19 protein-coding genes are annotated in these 18,742 nt (G+C 68.5%); 4 read left to right on the forward strand and 15 right to left on the reverse strand.

The genetic code is table 11. From position 1 onward, the window contains the following. Positions 1-70: 70 nt before the first annotated feature. Entirely contained in the window at positions 71-2,038 is a 1,968-nt protein-coding gene (locus U742_RS0114625) for an acetoacetate--CoA ligase (protein ID WP_029354281.1), read from the forward strand. On the opposite strand, the gene U742_RS0114630 is transcribed toward U742_RS0114625, so the two are convergent. From U742_RS0114630 to coxB, 15 genes are all read right to left on the reverse strand, one after another. Next, positions 2,008-3,666 (reverse strand): ABC transporter permease, encoded by a 1,659-nt coding sequence (locus U742_RS0114630; protein ID WP_051661188.1) that lies wholly within the window; start codon positions 3,664-3,666, stop codon positions 2,008-2,010. The two genes, U742_RS0114625 and U742_RS0114630, sit on opposite strands and share 31 nt — an antisense overlap. 151 nt (positions 3,667-3,817) lie before the next feature. Next, a complete protein-coding gene (locus U742_RS0114635) occupies positions 3,818-4,873 on the reverse strand; it encodes a Fe(3+) ABC transporter substrate-binding protein (protein ID WP_051661189.1) in 1,056 nt (351 codons plus the stop codon). Between the two features lie 215 nt (positions 4,874-5,088). After that, on the reverse strand, positions 5,089-5,568 hold the full coding sequence (gene bfr / locus U742_RS0114640; protein WP_029354287.1) for a bacterioferritin: 480 nt from the start codon (positions 5,566-5,568) through the stop codon (positions 5,089-5,091). 112 nt (positions 5,569-5,680) lie between these two features. Next, positions 5,681-5,983 (reverse strand): (2Fe-2S)-binding protein, encoded by a 303-nt coding sequence (locus U742_RS0114645; RefSeq protein WP_029354289.1) that lies wholly within the window; start codon positions 5,981-5,983, stop codon positions 5,681-5,683. A gap of 178 nt (positions 5,984-6,161) precedes the next feature. After that, the gene (locus U742_RS0114650; protein ID WP_029354291.1) at positions 6,162-6,797 is read right to left on the reverse strand and encodes a GNAT family N-acetyltransferase; all 636 of its coding nucleotides are present in this window, start codon (positions 6,795-6,797) and stop codon (positions 6,162-6,164) included. A 25-nt stretch (positions 6,798-6,822) separates the two neighbouring features. Next, the gene (locus tag U742_RS0114655; protein WP_029354293.1) at positions 6,823-8,112 is read right to left on the reverse strand and encodes a M16 family metallopeptidase; all 1,290 of its coding nucleotides are present in this window, start codon (positions 8,110-8,112) and stop codon (positions 6,823-6,825) included. Continuing rightward, positions 8,109-9,521 carry a threonine synthase gene (gene thrC, locus U742_RS0114660; RefSeq protein ID WP_029354294.1) on the reverse strand — a complete coding sequence of 471 codons (1,413 nt, stop codon included), beginning with the start codon at positions 9,519-9,521 and terminating at the stop codon, positions 8,109-8,111. Before thrC ends, U742_RS0114655 begins: the two co-directional genes overlap by 4 nt. A gap of 158 nt (positions 9,522-9,679) precedes the next feature. Next, complete coding sequence (locus U742_RS0114665) at positions 9,680-10,411, reverse strand: SURF1 family protein (RefSeq protein ID WP_029354296.1); 732 nt, start codon at positions 10,409-10,411, stop codon at positions 9,680-9,682. Beyond that, entirely contained in the window at positions 10,408-10,794 is a 387-nt protein-coding gene (locus U742_RS0114670) for a DUF983 domain-containing protein (protein WP_029354298.1), read from the reverse strand. The genes U742_RS0114665 and U742_RS0114670 overlap by 4 nt, the downstream gene beginning before the upstream one ends. 87 nt (positions 10,795-10,881) lie before the next feature. Further along, a complete protein-coding gene (locus U742_RS0114675) occupies positions 10,882-11,721 on the reverse strand; it encodes a cytochrome c oxidase subunit 3 (RefSeq protein ID WP_029354300.1) in 840 nt (279 codons plus the stop codon). A gap of 81 nt (positions 11,722-11,802) precedes the next feature. Further along, complete coding sequence (locus tag U742_RS0114680; protein ID WP_051661213.1) at positions 11,803-12,420, reverse strand: cytochrome c oxidase assembly protein; 618 nt, start codon at positions 12,418-12,420, stop codon at positions 11,803-11,805. A gap of 10 nt (positions 12,421-12,430) precedes the next feature. Beyond that, complete coding sequence (locus U742_RS0114685) at positions 12,431-12,613, reverse strand: hypothetical protein (RefSeq protein WP_029354305.1); 183 nt, start codon at positions 12,611-12,613, stop codon at positions 12,431-12,433. A gap of 26 nt (positions 12,614-12,639) precedes the next feature. Next, entirely contained in the window at positions 12,640-13,596 is a 957-nt protein-coding gene (locus U742_RS0114690; RefSeq protein ID WP_029354307.1) for a heme o synthase, read from the reverse strand. A 134-nt stretch (positions 13,597-13,730) separates the two neighbouring features. Beyond that, on the reverse strand, positions 13,731-15,320 hold the full coding sequence (gene ctaD / locus U742_RS0114695; RefSeq protein WP_029354309.1) for a cytochrome c oxidase subunit I: 1,590 nt from the start codon (positions 15,318-15,320) through the stop codon (positions 13,731-13,733). A 63-nt stretch (positions 15,321-15,383) separates the two neighbouring features. Further along, positions 15,384-16,268, reverse strand: coding sequence for a cytochrome c oxidase subunit II (gene coxB, locus U742_RS0114700; protein WP_038361701.1), 885 nt, complete (start codon positions 16,266-16,268; stop codon positions 15,384-15,386). A gap of 361 nt (positions 16,269-16,629) precedes the next feature. Between coxB and U742_RS0114705 the strand changes: the two genes are divergently transcribed. From U742_RS0114705 to mutM, 3 genes are read left to right on the forward strand one after another with little or no spacing between them, the layout of a single operon-like run. Beyond that, the gene (locus U742_RS0114705) at positions 16,630-17,145 is read left to right on the forward strand and encodes an invasion associated locus B family protein (protein ID WP_029354313.1); all 516 of its coding nucleotides are present in this window, start codon (positions 16,630-16,632) and stop codon (positions 17,143-17,145) included. A 10-nt stretch (positions 17,146-17,155) separates the two neighbouring features. After that, positions 17,156-17,797 (forward strand): HAD-IA family hydrolase, encoded by a 642-nt coding sequence (locus U742_RS0114710; protein ID WP_248310371.1) that lies wholly within the window; start codon positions 17,156-17,158, stop codon positions 17,795-17,797. Between the two features lie 27 nt (positions 17,798-17,824). Beyond that, positions 17,825-18,718: a bifunctional DNA-formamidopyrimidine glycosylase/DNA-(apurinic or apyrimidinic site) lyase gene (mutM, locus tag U742_RS0114715; RefSeq protein ID WP_029354316.1), complete on the forward strand. Its 894-nt coding sequence runs from the start codon at positions 17,825-17,827 to the stop codon at positions 18,716-18,718. Positions 18,719-18,742 lie beyond the last annotated feature (24 nt).

Here is an 18,742-nt window from a genome sequence, read left to right on the forward strand (position 1 = left end):
AGGCTATGAATCCGGCGCATGATTTCGCACCGCCGCGACGGTGCGAGGATAAAGCCGGGGGATGCGAGGAATGGCCGAAACGACCGATCTGCCGCTGTGGACGCCGAGCGCGGAACGAGTGGCGCGCAGCGAGCTGACGCGCTTCATCAACACGGTCAACGAGCAGCACGGAACCCGCCTCAGGAACTATCGCGACCTGCACGCCTGGTCGGTCGCGCATCCGGCCGCGTTCTGGACGGAAATCTGGAAGCTGGGCGACGTCATCGGCGAACGCGGCGCCATCCCGCTGATCGACGGCAATCTGATGCCGGGCGCGCTGTTCTTCCCGGAGGCGCGGCTGAACTACGCCGAGAACCTGCTGCGCCCGCGCGATCCCGAGGCGACCGTGCTGGTGTTCCGCGGCGAGGACAAGGTCGAGCGGCGCCTCTCCTTCGGCGAGCTCGCCGCGCTCGTCTCGCGCCTCCAGCAGGCGCTCAGGGCCGCCGGCGTCGGCGTCGGCGACCGGGTGGCGGCGACCATGCCGAACATGCCCGAGACCATTGCCATCATGCTGGCGACGGCCTCGCTGGGTGCGATCTTCTCCTCCTGCTCCCCCGATTTCGGCGAGCGCGGCATTTTCGACCGCTTCGGCCAGATCGAGCCGAAGGTCTATTTCGCCTGCGACGGCTACTGGTACTCCGGCAAGCGGGTGCCAATCGGCGACAAGCTCGGCGCCGTGGTGCCGCATCTTTCCAGCGTCACGCAGACCGTCATCGTGCCCTATCTCGGCGAGGCGGCGGAGGTGGCGGCCCGCCTGCCGAACGGCGTCGACCTCGACGGCTGCCTCGCGCCCTTCGCGCCGGCGCCGCTCGCCTTCGAGCGGCTCGGCTTCAACCACCCGCTGTTCATCCTGTTCTCCTCCGGCACCACGGGCGTGCCGAAATGCATCGTGCACGGGGCCGGCGGCACGCTGCTCCAGCACATCAAGGAGCACCGGCTGCACTGCGACCTCTCGCCGGGCGACCGGCTGTTCTACTTCACCACCTGCGGCTGGATGATGTGGAACTGGCTGGTCTCGGGCCTCGCCAGCGACCTGACGCTGTGCCTGTTTGACGGCTCGCCCTTCGCGCCGACGCCGGAAGTGCTGTTTGACTATGCCGAGAAGGAGGGTTTCGCCCTGTTCGGCACCTCGGCGAAGTACATCGACTCGCTGCGCAAGGAGGGCGTCCGGCCATGCGAGACGCACGACCTCGGCAAGCTGAAGGCGCTGACCTCGACCGGCTCGCCGCTGGCGCCGGAGAGCTTTTCCTACGTCTATGAGGCGATCAAGCCGGACCTGCACCTCGCCTCGATCTCCGGCGGCACGGACATCGTCTCCTGCTTCGTGCTCGGCGACCCGACGGCACCGGTCTATAAGGGCGAGATCCAGGCCGCCGGGCTCGGCATGGCGGTCGACGTCTGGTCGGACGACGGCCAGCCAGTGCGCGGCGAGCGGGGCGAGTTGGTCTGCACCCACGCATTCCCCTGCATGCCGGTGATGTTCTGGAACGACCCGGACGGCGCGAAGTACCGAGCCGCCTATTTCGACCGCTTCCCGAATGTGTGGTGCCACGGCGACTTCGCCGAATGGACGGCGCATGGCGGCCTGATCATCCACGGCCGCTCGGACGCGACGCTGAACCCGCAGGGCGTGCGCATCGGCACCGCCGAGATCTATGCGCAGGCCGAGCAGGTGCCGGAGATCGTCGAATCCATCGCCATCGGCCAGGACTGGGACAACGACGTGCGCGTCGTGCTGTTCGTGCGGCTGAAGGAGGGCGCGATCCTCGACGCCGATCTGGAGAAGCGCATCCGCACGCAGATCCGCACCGGCGCCTCGCCCCGCCACGTGCCGGCGAAGATCGTGCAGGTGCACGACATTCCGCGCACGCGCTCGGGCAAGATCACCGAGCTCGCGGTGCGCGACGTGGTGCATGGGCGGCCGGTGAAGAACACCGAGGCGCTGGCCAATCCGGAGGCGCTGGAGCTCTACCGCGACCGGCCCGAGCTCGCCTCCTGATCCTCGCGCGGGCGTGACAGCCGGGCGAGCAGGATCACCGGCGCCAGCCCGACGAGAACGATGAACAGGGCGGCGATGGCGCCGTCCTCATAGGTGCCGCGCGCGGCCTCGCCATAGACATGGGTGGCCAGCGTCTCGAAGTTGAGCGGGCGCAGCATCAGCGTCGCCGGCAGCTCCTTCATGCAGTCGACGAAGACCAGCAGTGCCGCGGCGCCGAACGCCGGACGCAGCAGCGGCAGGTGTATGCGCCGCACGACGCCGCCGGCCCGCTCGCCGAGGCTGCGCGCCGCCATGTCGAGGCTCGCATGGATCTTGCCGTAGCCTGCCTCCAGCCCGCCGACCGGGATCGCCAGGAAGCGGATCGCATAGGCGAGCACGAGCGCGGCGCCGGAGCCCGAGACGAGCAGGCCCGTCGAGACGCCGGCGAACTGGCGCGCAGCGGCGTCGACGAGATTGTCGAAGGCGGCGAGCGGCACCAGCAGCCCCACCGCCAGCACCGTTCCGGGCACCGCATAGCCGATGCCGGCGAGGCGGAGCGGCAGATGGGACGTCAGCGCGCCGAGGCGTACCGCGACGATCACAATGAAGCCGAGGGTGAGCGCGACGAGCGTCCCGAGGCCCGCGAACAGCGCGGTGTTGACGGCCTCGGTCCAGAGATCGGCGCTGATGCCGCTGAACCGCCAGCGGGCATAGGCGGTATGGAGCAGGTGCCCGGCCGGCAGCAGGAATCCGAGCGTGACGGGGATGAGGCAGGCGAGCGCGGCGAGCGTCGCGGCAAGCGGACCGAGGTCACGGCGCAGGGGCGGACGTGCCCGCGAGCCGACATTCGCCACCGAGATATGCCGGCGGCCCCAGCGTTCCAGGGCGACGAGGCCGAGTATGATGAGGAGAATAAAGAGGGCGATCTGGGCGGCACCGGGCAGGCTCGATCGGTTCAGCCAGGTCGAGTAGATGGACAAGGTGAGCGTCTGCACCCCGAGGAATTCGGAGGCGCCGATGTCGTTCACCGTCTCCATCAGCGCCAGCGTCATGCCGACCGCGATGGCCGGGCGGGCGAGCGGCAGCGCGATGCGGACGAAGGTGCCGAACGGTCCCCAGCCCAGCGTGCGCGCGGCATCGAGCGCCGAGGCGGTCTGCACCAGGAAGGCGGAGCGTGCGGTGAGGTAGACGTAAGGGTAGAGCACCAGCCCGAGCAGCACGATGCAGCCCCAGAGCGAGCGCACCTCGGGCAGCGGCAGGTCGCGGGGATTGCTCATGCCGAGCGCCGCGCGCAGGGCCGTCGGGATCGGCCCGAGCGGATGCACGGCGTCGAGATAGACATAGGCCTGGATATAGGTCGGCACGGCGAGCGGCAGCAGCAGCGCCCATTCGAACAGGCCGCGGCCGGGAAAGCGGCACACCGCGACCAGCCACGCCGTGCCGGTGCCGATGACCGCGACGAGCACGCCGACACCGGCGACCAGCAGCGCCGTCTGGGTCAGCGCGTGCGGCAGGACGTTGGCAGCAAGGTGGGACCACAGGTCGCCGGAGCCCTGCGCCGCGATGGGCAGCAGGGCGGCGACCGGCGCCAGCACGAGCACGACCACGGCGAGCGCGGCGAAGCGCAGGCCGGCGCGCCCCTTCCCCATTCCTGCCGTGGGCTGCAAGCGGGAAGACGCCGCGCCCCGTTCGATCGATGCGTCCACCAAGACGGCGTCCCGGGCGTTCAATAGACAAGCCGCCCCACCGGAGGCCCGGCGGGACGGCGTGGCTGGCGGCGGTTTCAGCCGCGCGGCGGAGTCAGTTGTCGAAGCCGACCTTGTCGACCAGATCGGCCGCCTGCTTGCGCGCCTTGGCCACCGCGACGAGGTCGACATTGTCGACCTTCAGCGGGCCGAAGGAGGCGATGATCGGATCGACCGGCGCCTCGGCCACCACCGGATACTCGTAATTGCCCTTGGCATAGAGGTCCTGGGCCTCCGCCGAGACGAGATATTCGAGCAGCTTCACGGCATTCGCCTTGTTCGGCGCGTTCTTGGCGACCGCCGCGCCGGAGATGTTGATCGAGGTGCCGCCCTTCTCGAAGGTCGGCAGCACGACGTTGATCGCCTCGGCCCACTTCTCCTGCTCGGGGCCGCCCTTGCCGGAGCGCATCAGCCCCACATAGTAGGAGTTGCCGATGCCGACGTCGCAGATGCCGCCGAGGATGTCGCGGGCGTTCTCGCGGTCGCCGCCAGCCGGCTTGCGAGCAAGGTTCGCCTTCACCCCCTTCAGCCATTCCTCGGCCTTGGCCTCGCCGTGATGGACGATATAGGCGGCGATCAGCGCCGTGTTGTAGGGATGCTTGCCGGAGCGGATGCAGATCTTGCCCTTCCACTTCGGGTCGGCGAGGCCCTCATAGGTGAGCGCGGTATCCTTCACGCGGTCCTTGGAGACATAGGCGACGCGGGCGCGCGCGGAGAGCGCGTACCAGGAGCCGTCGGCGCCGCGCAGATTGGCGGGGACCGCCTTGTCCAGCACCTCGGACTTCACCGGCTGGGTGATGCCGCCGTCGACCACGTCGAGCAGGTTGCCGATATCGACGGTCATCAGCACGTCGGCCGGCGAGGATGCGCCCTCGGTCTTCACGCGCTCGACGAGGCCGTCCTTCACGAACACGCTGTTGACCTTGATGCCGGTCGCCTTGGTGAAGCCCTCGAAGAGCGGCTTGGCGAGGCCCGGCTCGCGGGTGGTGTAGATGTTCACCACCTCCTCGGCGCCTGCCGCCAGCGGGGCGAAGCCGGCCGCGAGAATGAGGCCGGCGGCGAGGCGGGCGAGACGCCGCGCACCGGGGATGGCGGCTTGGTTGCGGGCCATCTGAGCTCTCCTGCTTTCGGGCGGCACGTGCCGCGGATGTCGGATCGGCGGTCCGCCGAGTGCAGGATGCAGCTAGTATGCGCCTTCCGCTGGGTCAATAAAAAGGTATGTCATTGCAATATCTTGGAAATATTCCAATTCAATTATAGGGCGACAACGCCAATGAAAAAGGCGGCCCGCAGGCCGCCTTTCCGCATCGTGCCGGCTTTTCGCGATCAGTCGTCGAGATCGCCGATATGGTGCTGGGCGTAGAGTTGGAGGCCGAGCTTGGAGATGAGATCGAGCTGGGTCTCGAGAAAGTCGATATGGCCTTCCTCGTCCGCCATCAGCGCCTTGAACAGGTCGCGACTCGGATAGTCCTGCACCGTCTCGCAATAGGTAGCGGCCTCCTGGTAGAGCGCGCGCGCCTCGAGCTCGGCGGCGAGGTCGCATTCGATGACCTCCTTCACGTCCTGGCCGATGCGCAGCGGGTCGAGCACCTGCAGGTTCGGGAAGCCGTCGAGGAACAGGATGCGGTCGATGAAGCGGTCGGCGTGGTGCATCTCCTCGATCGACTCGGCGCGCCACTTGGCGGCCAGCTTCTTGTAGCCCCAGTTGTCCAGCATGCGGAAATGCAGCCAATACTGGTTGATCGCGGTGAGCTCGGAGCGCACGCCCCTGTTGAGATATTCGATGACCTTTGCGTCGCCCTTCATGGCTGCGATCTCCGTTCGAGTGCGGTTCGCAGTTTTTTAGAATAGTTCCAATTTTCTCGCAAGGCGAAGCGAGGCTCCGGCGGCAAAAACGGTTGTGGGGAAACGGACCGCCTCACTCCGCGGCGAGCGGCAGAGCGGACTCGTGGGCGTGCTGATGCGCGTTGGAATGCGGATGCGCATGGGAATGCCCGCCATTGGCATGGGCCGTCACCGGGCATTCCAGCGGACAGGCGCTGCAGGCGGAGCCGTTGATGTCGTCGATCAGCTTGCGGATGGTGCGGGCGCAGCGGCCGCATTGCGGGCTGCAGCCGAGGCAGCGATAGACCTGCCCGGCCGTGCGCAGATTGACGCCGGGCTCGGCGACCGCCTCGCGGACCTGACGGTCGGAAAGCACATTGCAGGAGCAGACGATCATCGGGTGGCGGAACCGAAGTGCTTAGCTCATTAGAATTATTCTAAAAAGAGCCTTCCACTTCTCTTCTCGCGCTATTCCGCACGGTCGTCAATCGGGAAATCCAAATATGCCGATAGCGTGAAGCGATAATACGCAGATCGACGGATCTCTATTTTTATTTATTCTAGATTGAGAAACTTCACATCATCTGGACTGGCAAGCGTTGCACGGCCGCCGTCTCGCCAGCCGGCGCCACTGGATCGCTGCCAAGCCGCGCGAACAGCAGGTGATCCTGCCAGACGCCGTTGATGCAGAGGAATTCGCGGCCATAGCCCTCGCGCCGGAAGCCGACCCGGCACAGCAGGCGGATGGAGGGCGTGTTGCTCGGCAGGCAGGCCGCCTCGATGCGCCTCAGTCCCAGCGTGCCGTGTGCGAAAGGCAGCAGCGCGGTGACCGCGGCGGTCATATGGCCCTTGCCGGCATGGGGCGCGCCCATCCAGTAGCCGAGGCTCGCGGTCTGCGCGACGCCGCGCCGGACGTTGGAGAGCGTCACCCCGCCGAGCAGGGCGCGATCGGCGGACCGGAAGACGAGAAAGGGATAGGCCTGGTCCTCGCCGATGTCCTTGGCGTAGCGGCGCACCCGGCGGCGGAAGGCGCCGCGCGTGAGGTCATAGGGCGGCCAGAGCGGCTCCCAGGGCGCCAGGAACTCGCGGCTCTGCTCGCGCAGCGACGCCCAGGCGGCGAAGTCCGACATCTGCGGTACGCGCAGGACGACGCCGTTCCCCTCGATCAGGGGTGGCGGGTCCGACCAGGAGACGCTGCGGAACAGTGCCATGTGCGCCAGTCGCAGCGGCGTAGAATTACGCCGCCTTCTTTTCCAAACGTTCCGCGATGCGCGAGGCCGATTCAAGTGCCTTGCCGGGGCCGAGCGCCACAAAAGTGGGTCGGCCGCGCCCGAGCAGCGCACGGCCGGCAGCACGTGCATCCTCCAGCGTCACGGCGTCGAGCTTGGCGACGATCTCCTCCAGCGGGATCGGCCGGCCGAAGGCGAGCATCTGCCGGGCGAGCTGGTCGGCACGCGCGCCGGAATTCTCCAGCGCCGCCAGCAGCCCGACCTTGGCCTGCGCCTTGGAGCGGGAGAGCTCCGCCTCGCTCAGGGTCTCGATGGTCTCGCCGATCTGGTCGACCACCACGTCGAGCAGCTCGGTGACGTCCTGCGCGTCGGTGCCGGCATAGACGCCGAACAGGCCGGTGTCGCCGTAGGCCCAGTGGAAGGAATAGACCGCGTAGCACAGGCCGCGCGCCTCCCTCACCTCCTGGAACAGGCGCGAGGACATGCCCCCGCCGAGCGCGTTGGTGAAGACCTGCAGCGCGTGGATGGCGGGGTCGCGATAGGAGATGCCCTCAAGGCCCAGCAGCAGATGCGCCTGCTCGAGGTCGCGCCCGCCGCCGACCTTCACGCCGCCTTCATAGCGGCCCTCGGCCGGAGCCGGCTTGCCAGTGGCCGGGAAGCCGGCGAGGCGCCTTTCCGCCTCCGCGACGACCTGCGCGTGCTCCACCGCGCCGGCGGCGGCGACGATGGCGCGGGGCCCACGATAGTTGCGGTCGAGATAGGCGCGCAGACGCCCGGCGTCGAAGGAGCGCACCGTCTCCGGCGTGCCGAGGATCGAGCGGCCGATCGCCTGCCCGGGGAAAGCCCGCTCCTGGAACAGGTCGAAGACGAGGTCGTCCGGCGTGTCGAGCGCGGCGCCGATCTCTTGCACGATCACATTGTGCTCGCGCGTCAGTTCCTCGGGGTCGAAGGCCGGCTCGGTGAGGATGTCGGCCAGCACGTCGAGGGCGAGCGGCACGTCCTCGCCCAGCACCCGCGCGTGATAGGCGGTGTGCTCGACGCTGGTCGCCGCGTTGATGTCGCCGCCGACCGCCTCGATCTCCTCGGCGATGGCGCGGGCGCTGCGCCGGCGCGTGCCCTTGAACGCCATGTGCTCCAGCAGGTGCGAGATGCCGTGCTCGTCCGCCGCCTCATCGCGCGCGCCGGCGCCGACCCACACGCCAAGCGAGGCAGTGGCGAGATGCGGCATCGGGTCGGTGATGACGGTGACGCCGTTGGGAAGCGTGGTGATCTCGATATCGGGCTTGGTGGTGCTCATGAAGCGGTCTCCGAGGCCGCGCGGGCATGCGCCTCGACATAGGCCTCGATGGCGGCGAGGTCGTTCGGCAGGGTCGGCGTGCGCTCCGGCCGTTCCAGCAGGTCGGCGAGGTGCGGGGGCAGCGCCGGGCGCTCGCCGCAGGCGCGCTCCACCGCGTCCGGGAACTTGGCGGGATGGGCGGTCGCCAGCACCACCTGCGGCACGTGCGGATCGTGCTTCACCCGCTCGGCCACCGAGACCGCCACCGCGCTATGCGGATCGAGCAGATAGCCGGCCTCGCGCTGCACGCGGGCGATGGTCGCGGCGGTCTCCGCCTCGTCGGTGCGGGCGGCGTCGAACTCGGCGCGGATCGCGTCAAGCGCTCCGTTGGGCGGCGAGAAGGCGCCGGACTGCGACAGGCTCGCCATCAGCCCGCGCAGCGCACCGGCGTCGCGGTCGAGCGCGTCGAACAGCAGGCGCTCGAAATTGGACGAGACCTGGATGTCCATGGAGGGCGAGGAGGACGGCACCACGCCGGTCACCTCGTAGCGGCCGGTGGCCAGCGTGCGGGCGAGGATGTCGTTCACATTGGTCGCGATCACCAGCCGGTCGACCGGCAGGCCCATGCGCTTGGCGACATAGCCCGCGAAGATGTCGCCGAAATTGCCGGTCGGCACCACGAAGGAGAGCTTGCGGTGCGGCGCGCCGAGTGCCACGCCGGCGACGAAGTAGTAGACCACCTGCGCGACGATGCGCGCCCAGTTGATGGAGTTCACGCCGGCCAGCGCGAGCCGGTCGCGGAAGGCGTGATGGTTGAACATCGCCTTCACATGCGCCTGGCAGTCATCGAAGGTGCCCTCCACCGCGATGGCGTGGACATTGGCGTCCGGCACCGTCGTCATCTGGCGGCGCTGCACCTCGGAGACCCGGCCGGCCGGATAGAGGATGAACACATCGGTGCGCGCGCTGCCGCGGAACGCCTCGATGGCGGCGCTCCCGGTATCGCCCGAGGTCGCGCCGACGATGGTCGCGCGCTGGCCGCGCTCGGCCAGCACGTGGTCCATCATGCGGCCCAGGAGCTGCATGGCGACGTCCTTGAAGGCGAGCGTCGGGCCGTGGAACAGCTCCAGCACGAAGCGGTTCGGGGCGATCTGGATGAGCGGTGTCACCGCCGGGTGGCGGAAGCCCGCATAGGCGGCCTCCAGCATCGGGCGCAGCACATCCGCCGGCACCGCGGCGTCAGTGAAGGGCGCGATGACCTTGTGCGCGACCTCGGCATAGGAATGGCCGGCGAGGCGGGCGATCTCCTGCGGCTGAAGCGCGGGAAACGCCTCGGGCACATAGAGGCCGCCGTCACGCGCGAGGCCGGCGAGCAGCGCATCGGAAAAGGCGAGCACGGGCGCCTCGCCCCGGGTCGAAACATAGCGCAATGCAGCGCCTCCTTCGAAAAGGCGGAAGACCGGAAGGCCCATTACCGGCATGTTCCGGCGGACGGGCGTCCCGACTTCGGGAGTGGAACATGCTCTAGTGGGCGCGCCGCCGCTAGGCAAGGCGTCAGGCCTCCCGGCGGTCGGCGGCGCCCCGGCGCTCAGCGGCGCGCGCGCAGACGGGTGACGACGAAGGCGACGAACACGCCGAGCAGCGTCGCGGCGAGCCCGAACCAGGTGAGCGCATATTCAAGATGCCGGTTGGGGAAGGTCACCGGCGTCGCTCCGCCCTGCGGCAGGCCGCCGGGATTGGCCGTCGCGTCGGCATCGACCAGGAAGGGCGCGACACGCAATATGCCCTTGGCGGCGGCGATGGCGACCGGATCGCGGGTGAACCAGCTATCCTTCGCCGGGTCGTTCTCCGGGGTGAAGAGCCCCTCCTCCTCCGGCATGCGCAGGAGACCGGTGACGGTGACGACGCCCTCGGCCTGCCCCTCCGGCCGGCTCGCCGGCGCGCGCCTATCGAGCGGGACGAAGCCGCGATTGACGAGAATCGTCGCCCCGTCCGCGGTGACCAGCGGCGTGATCACCCAGTAGCCCGCGCCCGCCTCGATCACGGCGTAGACCTGCACCTCGAGGTCATGCCGGAACGAGCCGGTGACCTGGACGTGGCGATACTCGTCCTTGTCGAAGGTGACCTCGTCCCAGCCGGTCTCGGCGGGCACCGGGACCGGCGCCTGATGGACGCGTTCGCCGACCTTGGCGATCAGGTCCTGCTTCCAGGCGAGCCTTTCGAGCTGCCAGACGCCGAGCCCGACCAGCATCGCCAGCCCGGCGAGGGCGAGAATGCCGGGAAGGATCAGCGATCTCAGGGCGCGACGGCGCTCGCTCACGCATCACCTTTGTCGAGGCGCCCCGGCTGGGCGCTCTTGGCGTATTGCAGGGCGATCAGCGTCGCCTTGAGCGGGCGCAGCAGGCCGAGGGTCGCGATCAGCACCAGCGGCGTCCACAGCAGCGCATGCACCCACAAAGGCGGCGCCCAGGCGATCTCGACCCACAAGGCGAGGCCGACCACCAGCGAGCCGGCCAGCAGGATGATGAACACCACCGGCCCGTCGCCGGAATCGGCGAAGCCGTAGTCGAGGCCGCATCGGTCGCAGGCCGGGGCCACCTCGACGAAGCCCTTGAAGAGCCGGCCGCGGCCGCAGCGTGGGCAGCGGCAGGTGAGCCCGGCCGTATAGGGCGAGACGCCGGTGCGAAAGGGTTCGAGATCCATCGGGCTGTTCTACTCCGCGGCGCGCGCCGTTCAAATGCAAACGGGGCGGCCTTTGGCCGCCCCGTCGCGCATCAGGCAGGACTATCGTCAGTGGGCGGCCGGCACTCCGCCGCCCCAGACATAGATGAAGGTGAAGAGGAACAGCCACACCACGTCGACGAAGTGCCAGTACCAGGCGGCAGCCTCGAAGCCGAAGTGATGCGTCGGGGTGAAGTGCCCGGCGTAGAGCCGGCCCAGGCACACCGCGAGGAAGATGGTGCCGACGATGACGTGGAAGCCGTGGAAGCCGGTCGCCATGAAGAAGGTGGCGCCGTAGATGTTGCCCGAGAAGGAGAAGGAGGCGTGGGCATATTCATAGGCCTGGCACATCGAGAACAGCACGCCGAGCGCCACGGTCAGCCACAGGCCCCATTTGGCGCTCTGGCGGTCGCCATGCACGAGGGCATGGTGCGCCCAGGTCAGCGTGGTGCCGGAGGTCAGCAGGATCAGCGTGTTGAGCAGCGGCAGGTGCCACGGGTTGAAGGTCTCGATGCCCTTCGGGGGCCAGTGGCCGCCGGTGAACTCGTCGCGCGTGAAGTTGATGGCCTCGCCGGCAAAGAGCGCGGCGTCGAAGAAGGCCCAGAACCAGGCGACGAAGAACATCACCTCGGAGGCGATGAACAGGATCATGCCGTAGCGCAGGCTGAACTGCACCACGCGGGTATGGTAGCCGCCATACTCGCCCTCGCGGATGATGTCCCGCCACCAGACGATCATGGTGTAGAGCACGCCGAGGAAGCCGGCGATGGCGACCAGCGAGGTGAGCTGGCCGTGCATCCAGAACACGGTGCCGATGGCGAGCACGAAAGCGAAGATGGATATGACGAACGGCCACGGGCTCGGATCGACAACGTGGTAGTCGTGGTGCTTGGCGTGGGCCTCGGCCATGGGTCGCGCTCTCCGTTCGTCTTTCTCTAGCTGGCCGCCCCGACGGCCGCAATCACCTGGTTCGTCCTTCCCGCCCGGCGCTCACAAGGGCGCCTTGGCGGGCTCCGTCTTCCCGCTCGCGACCGGCGTCGCCTTGGGGAAGAAGGTGTAGGACAGCGTTATGGATTTCAGCGTCGCGAGCTGGGTATCCTCGGCGAGCGCCGGATCGACGAAGAAGACCACCGGCATCTCGAGCTCCTCGCCCGGCTGCAGCGTCTGGTCGGTGAAGCAGAAGCACTGCATCTTGCCGAAATAGGGTCCCGAGAGCGCCGGGGCGACGTTGTAGGTCGCCGCCGCCGTGGTCGGCACGGAGGCGCGGCTCTTGACCTTGAAATGCACCAGCGCCGTCTCGCCGAGGCGCACATTCATGGCGCGCATCTCCGGCTCGAAGGTCCAGGGCAGGCCCGGGGCGACATTGGTGTCGAAGCGGACCTCGACGATGCGGTCAAGCTGCGTCTCCGGCGCCGCGGTGGCGACCCGGGTCGCGCCGCCGAAGCCGGTGATCTGGCAGAACATCTGGTAGAGCGGCACGGCGGCATAGGCGGCACCGACCATGCCGGCGACGAAGGCGACGCAGACCGCGGCGACTACCACGTGGCGGCGCGCCAGCGCGCTCTCGCGGCGCCTCTGACGATCGGTCGGTTCGACGGGAGCGGTCATCTCGCGCATCTCACAGGGGTCGGTTCAGCACGCCGGGGCCGAGCTTGACGATGGTGACGACGTAGAACAGCACGCACAGCGCCCCGAGGACGAGCGCGATGGCGAGCGAACGCGCGCGCCGGCGGCGCTTCTGTTCCTCGGTCAACACCACGCCGTCGGCGCCGTCCGTCTTCTTGTTCTTGTCGTCAGCCATGATCGTCACCCTCGCCGGCATGATGCTCAGAATCCGAGCCAGGCCGGCCCCCTCACCGCATCCACGAGGAGCACGGCGAAGAGCAGGAAGAGATAGAGAATCGAGAACGCAAAGAGCCGCTTGGCGGCGGCGTCGGCCGCCGCGCCCTCGCGGCGGCGATAGACCTCGACCGCCAGCGCCAGCATGATGGCGCCCGAGGCGATCGAGACCACGCCATAGGCGAGGCCGGCCATGCCGAGCGCATAGGGCACGACGCCGAGCGGGGTCAGCACCAGCGTGTAGATGAGGATCTGCCGGCGGGTCTCGGCGGCGCCGGAGACGACCGGGAGCATCGGCACGCCGGCGCGGGCGTAGTCGCCGGTCTTGTAGAGCGCCAGCGCCCAGAAGTGCGGCGGCGTCCAGAAGAAGATGATCAGGAAGAGGATGACGCTCTCAAGCCCGATGCCGCCCGAAGCGGCGGCCCAGCCGACCATCGGCGGGAAGGCGCCGGCGGCGCCGCCGATGACGATGTTCTGCGGCGTCGTGCGCTTCAGCCACATCGTGTAGACGACGGCGTAGAAGAAGATGGTGAAGGCGAGCAGCGCCGCCGAGAGCTCGTTGACCAGAAGGCCGAGCACCAGCACCGAGCCGACCGCCAGGGTGAGGCCGAAGGCCAGCGCCTCGCCCGGCGCGACGCGGCCGGCGGGCACCGGGCGCCCGCGGGTGCGGGTCATCAGCGCGTCGATGTCGGCGTCCCACCACATGTTGAGCGCGCCCGAGGCGCCGGCGCCGATGGCGATGCACAGCAGCGCGGTGAAGGCGATGACCGGGTGCACGTCGCCCGGCGCGCGCACGATGCCGACCAGCGCGGTGAAGACGACGAGCGACATCACGCGCGGCTTCAGCAGCGCGACATAGTCCGAGACCGAGGCGAGCGAGGCGATCTCGCCGGCGCGGGCTTCGGTTCCGGTCACTTCATACTCGCGCGAGGCGACGTCACTCATGCTGCGCTCCGGTGCGGCCCTGCCCCGGGAACTGCCCGCGTCGCGGGCGTCCGGTGCGGCGTGGCCGCGTCCTCCTTCATGCGGCCGGCGCGGACGTGCCGCGCCGGCGAATTGTCCGGCGGTGCGCCGCGGTTTCACTTGATCCGCGGCAGCACGTCGAAGTGGTGGAAGGGCGGCGGCGAGGACAGCGTCCATTCCAGCGTCGTCGCACCGGCGCCCCACGGATTGTTGCCGGCCGGCACCTTGGCCGCGAACATGCGCCACACGCCGAACAGGAACACCAGCACCGCGAAGCCCGAGATGTAGGAGCCGATCGAGGAGATGAAGTTCCAGTGGGCGAAGGCGTCCGGATAGTCCGCGTAGCGGCGCGGCATGCCGGCGAGGCCGAGGAAGTGCTGCGGGAAGAACACCAGGTTCACGCCGATGAAGGTGAGCCAGAAGTGCAGCTTGCCGATGGTCTCGCTGTACATGTAGCCGAACATCTTCGGGGCCCAGTAGTACCAGCCGGCGAAGATCGAGAACACGGCGCCCAGCGACAGCACGTAGTGGAAGTGCGCGACGACGTAATAGGTGTCGTGCAGCGAGCGGTCGACGCCGGCGTTCGAGAGCACCACGCCGGTCACGCCGCCGACGGTGAACAGGAACACGAAGCCGATCGCCCACAGCATCGGGGTGCGGAACGAGATCGAGCCGCCCCACATGGTCGCGATCCAGGAGAAGATCTTGATGCCGGTCGGGATGGCGATGATCATCGTCGCCGCCACGAAATAGGCCTGGGTCGAGGTCGACAGGCCAACCGTGTACATGTGGTGCGCCCACACCACGAAGCCGACGACGCCGATGGCGACCATGGCATAGGCCATGCCGAGATAGCCGAAGATCGGCTTCTTCGAGAAGGTCGAGATGATGTGGCTGACCATGCCGAAGCCCGGCAGGATCATGATGTACACCTCGGGGTGACCGAAGAACCAGAACAGGTGCTGGAACAGGATCGGGTCACCGCCGCCGGCCGGGTCGAAGAAGGTCGTGCCGAAGTTGCGGTCGGTCAGCAGCATGGTGATGGCGCCCGCGAGGACCGGGAGCGACAGCAGCAGCAGGAAGGCGGTGACCAGGATCGACCAGGCGAAGAGCGGCATCTTGTGCAGCGTCATGCCCGGGGCGCGCATGTTCAGGATGGTGGTGATCAGGTTGATCGCACCGAGGATCGACGAGATGCCGGCGAGGTGCAGCGACAGGATCAGCAGATCCATCGCCGGGCCGGGATGGCCGAGCTTCGAGGAGAGCGGCGGATAGATGGTCCAGCCGCCGCCGAAGCCGTTGGAGCCGGCGGCGCCCTCGACGAAGAGCGACAGGATGGCGAGGCCGAAGGCTGGCGGCAGCAGCCAGAAGGCGACGTTGTTGATGCGCGGGAAGGCGGTGTCCGGGGCGCCGATCATCAGCGGCACGAAATAGTTGCCGAAGCCGCCGAAGGTCGAGGGCATCACCATGAAGAACACCATGATGAGGCCGTGGCCGGTGGTGAAGACGTTGAAGGTCTGCGGATCGGAGAAGATCTGCAGACCCGGCTCCTGCAGCTCGGCGCGGATGCCGATGGAGAGAACGCCACCCACGATCCCCGCCACGATGGAGAAGATCAGGTACATCACGCCGATGTCTTTATTGTTGGTCGAATAGACCCAGCGCTTCCAACCCGTCGGGTTCGCGTGAGCGGCATGTGTAGCCATTGAACCGTCCCTCATTCGCGCGCTCGCACGCGCATAGAACTCAAATCTGCTCGCCGGCGCCGATCAGCGCGTGGCGGACGCCGGCGCCGCCGGCTGCGTCCCGTTCTCCGCGACCGCGACGGCCGGCGTGTCGGCCGAGGCGAACTTCTTCTTCGCCTCGTCGAGCCAGGCGGAGAAGGCCTGCTCGCTGACCACGCGGATCGCGATCGGCATGAAGGCGTGGTCCTTGCCGCACAGCTCGGAACACTGGCCGTAGAAGACGCCTTCCTGGGTGGCCTGGAACCAGCTCTCGTTCAGGCGGCCCGGCAGGGCGTCGATCTTCACGCCGAAGGACGGCAGGGCGAAGGAATGGATCACGTCAGCCGAGGTCACCTGGATGCGGACGTTCTTGCCGATCGGCACCACCACCTCGTTGTCGACCGCCAGAAGGCGCGGCTGGCCCGGCTTCAGCTCGCCGTCGGCGAGCATCAGGCTGTCGAAGCCGAACGGGCCGTTGTCCGGATATTCGTAGGACCAGTACCACTGGTGCCCGGTGATCTTCACCGTCAGGTCCGCCTTCGGCAGGTCGAGCTGCAGGAACAGCAGCCGGAAGGAGGGAATCGCGATCGCCACCAGGATGAGCACCGGCACCACCGTCCACAGCACCTCGATCAAGGTGTTGTGCGTGGTCTTGGAGGGCACCGGATTGGCCTTCTCGTTGAACCGCACGACGCAGACCACGAGCAGCGCCAGCACCAGCAGCACCACCGCGACGATGATGACCAGCAGGAAGAAGTGGAAGGAGTGGATGCTCTCCATCACCGGAGAGGCGGCGCCCTGAAGATTGATCTGCCACGGCGACGGCTGCCCGGTGCCGGCGAGCGCGCCCCCGGCGCTGGCAGCCAGAAGGGCAAGGCCGGTTGCGATGCCTGCGGCACGCCGACCGATGATATCCGCGCCGGCGCGCATGGCGCTGCTGACCCACGACTGCATCGCGATCGTCACTCCCTCGAACGTCTCCGCAGCCCGGCGCCGACATGGCGTCTGCCATGCGACATCCCCCGCCGGGCAGGCGGCAGTTGATCTTCATCAAACACAAAATGGCACCCCGAGCAACGAGGCAAGGAGGCTTCCCTCTGCGACAAGACGTCGGGTGCCTGGAACCATTCCACTTGCGGAAGGGCATCAGGCCTGCCGCATTCTTGACAATGCCCGCGCGCCCTGTACGCCCTTGTCCCAAGGGGGCGGCAAGGATACAGCGGCGACGATTCGGCTGTAGCGGCCCCCGATGCACAGCCTGCCTGATGCCACCTTCCCTGGGAGACAGCCCATGCGCGGGTTCGCCTCGTTCCGCCTTCTCGCAACGGCGGCTTTCGGTCTGGTCTGCCTGTTCGCCGCCGGCAGCGGCGCGCAGGCGCAGGGCGTCGTGCGCTCGGTGCACGGCGAGTGGCAGATTCGGTGCGACACCCCTCCCGGCGCCCAGTCCGAGCAGTGCGTGCTACTGCAGAGCGTGCAGGCCGACGACCGGCCGAATGTCGGCCTCACCGTCATCGTGCTGCGCACCGCCGACCACCAGAATCGGCTGCTGCGCGTGCTCGCCCCGCTCGGCGTGCTGCTGCCCTCCGGCCTCGGGCTGAAGATCGACCAGACCGACGTCGGCCGCGCCGGATTCGTGCGCTGCGTGCCGAATGGCTGCGTCGCCGAGGTGGTGATGGACGACAAGCTGGTCAACCAGTTCCGCACCGGCCAGAGCGCCACCTTCATCATCTTCCAGACGCCGGAAGAGGGCATCGGCATCCCGCTCAGCCTCAAGGGCTTCGGCGAAGGCTTCGACAAGCTGCCGTGAGGCGGCGCCCGTGAACGGCGAATCACCAAATACAGCGGCCGGCCGGCGCCCCCGCCTCGTCATCTTCGACATGGACGACGTGCTGGTGCGCTACCTGACGGAGGAGCGCCGCGCCGCCATGGGCGCGCCCGCGGGCCTGACCGCCGAACAGGTAGCCGAGCGCGTCTGGGACAGCGGCATCGAGGATGCCGGCGACATCGGCGCGCTGACGCCGGAGGCCTATCTCGCTGCCATCGGCGAAGCGCTCGGCATTCCATTCAGTCGCGCCGACTGGCTGCGCACCCGGCGCCTCGCCACCTTGGAAGACGCGGCCGCCACCGCTCTCGCCCGCGCCGTGGGCGCACGCACGCGCGTGGCGCTGCTGACCAATAACGGCCTGCTGATGAAGCAGCACTTCGACGACATCGTGCCGTGGCTGCGGCCGATCTTCGGCCCGGCGATGCATGTCGCCGCCGAGTTCCGCACCAAGAAGCCCGACCCGGACATCTTCCGCCGCCTGGTCGCGCTCCACGGCGTCGCGCCGGAGGACGCGGTCATGATCGACGACAAGCCCGGCCATGTCGCTGGCGCGCGGGCGGCGGGCCTCGGCGGCCATCATTTCCGCGCGACGGACGAACTGGCCGCTTATCTCGGCTCGCTGGACCTTATATAGGGGCCGGACGAGCTTCGAAGGACATCCATGCCCGAGCTGCCCGAGGTCGAGACGGTACGGCGCGGTCTGGCGCCGGCGCTCGAAGGCGCGCGCCTCGCCTCAGTCGAGGCGCGCCGGCCCGATCTGCGCTGGCCGCTGCCAGAGCGCTTCGCCGAGCGCCTGGCCGGCCGGCAGGTGGTGGCGCTCGGTCGCCGCGCCAAATATCTGCTCGCCGATCTCGACGCCGGGGCCGACGGGCCGGAAGTGCTGGTGATGCATCTCGGCATGTCCGGCTCGTTCCGCATCGAGACGGGGGACGAGGCCGTCACCCCCGGCGCCTTCGCCCTGCCGCGCTCGAAGGCCGCGGCGCATGACCATGTGGTGTTCCATCTCGGGTCGGGGCTACACATTATATATAATGACCCGCGCCGCTTCGGAGCGATGCTGCTGGTCAGGCGCACCGAGCTCGAGAATCACCCGTTGTTCCGCGGCCTCGGCCCCGAGCCTCTCGGCAACGCCTTCGACGCTAGCTATCTGGCGCAGGCCTGCGCCGGCCGCTCCACCTCGCTGAAGGCCGCCCTGCTCGACCAGACCGTCGTCGCCGGCCTCGGCAACATCTATGTCAGCGAGGCGCTGCACCGCGCCGGCGTCTCGCCCCTGCGTACCGCGGCCACCCTCGCCACCAGGGCAGGCGACCCTACCGTGCGGGCGGAGCGGATCGTCGCGGCGGTGCGTGCCGTGCTCGGGGAGGCGATCGCCGCCGGCGGCTCGACGCTGCGCGACCATGCCCAGGTCGACGGCACGCTCGGCTATTTCCAGCACACCTTCCGCGTCTATGACCGCGAGGGCGCGCCCTGCCCGACACCCGGCTGCGGCGGCATCGTGCGGCGCATGGTGCAGGCGGGACGATCCACCTTCTATTGCGCGCGCTGTCAGAGATAGCCTGTCGCATCATCACGGGAGAGG

Origin of the sequence: Allobosea sp. 117, from assembly GCF_000702305.1 — a bacterium.
In the GTDB taxonomy this organism is placed as follows: domain Bacteria; phylum Pseudomonadota; class Alphaproteobacteria; order Rhizobiales; family Xanthobacteraceae; genus Ancylobacter.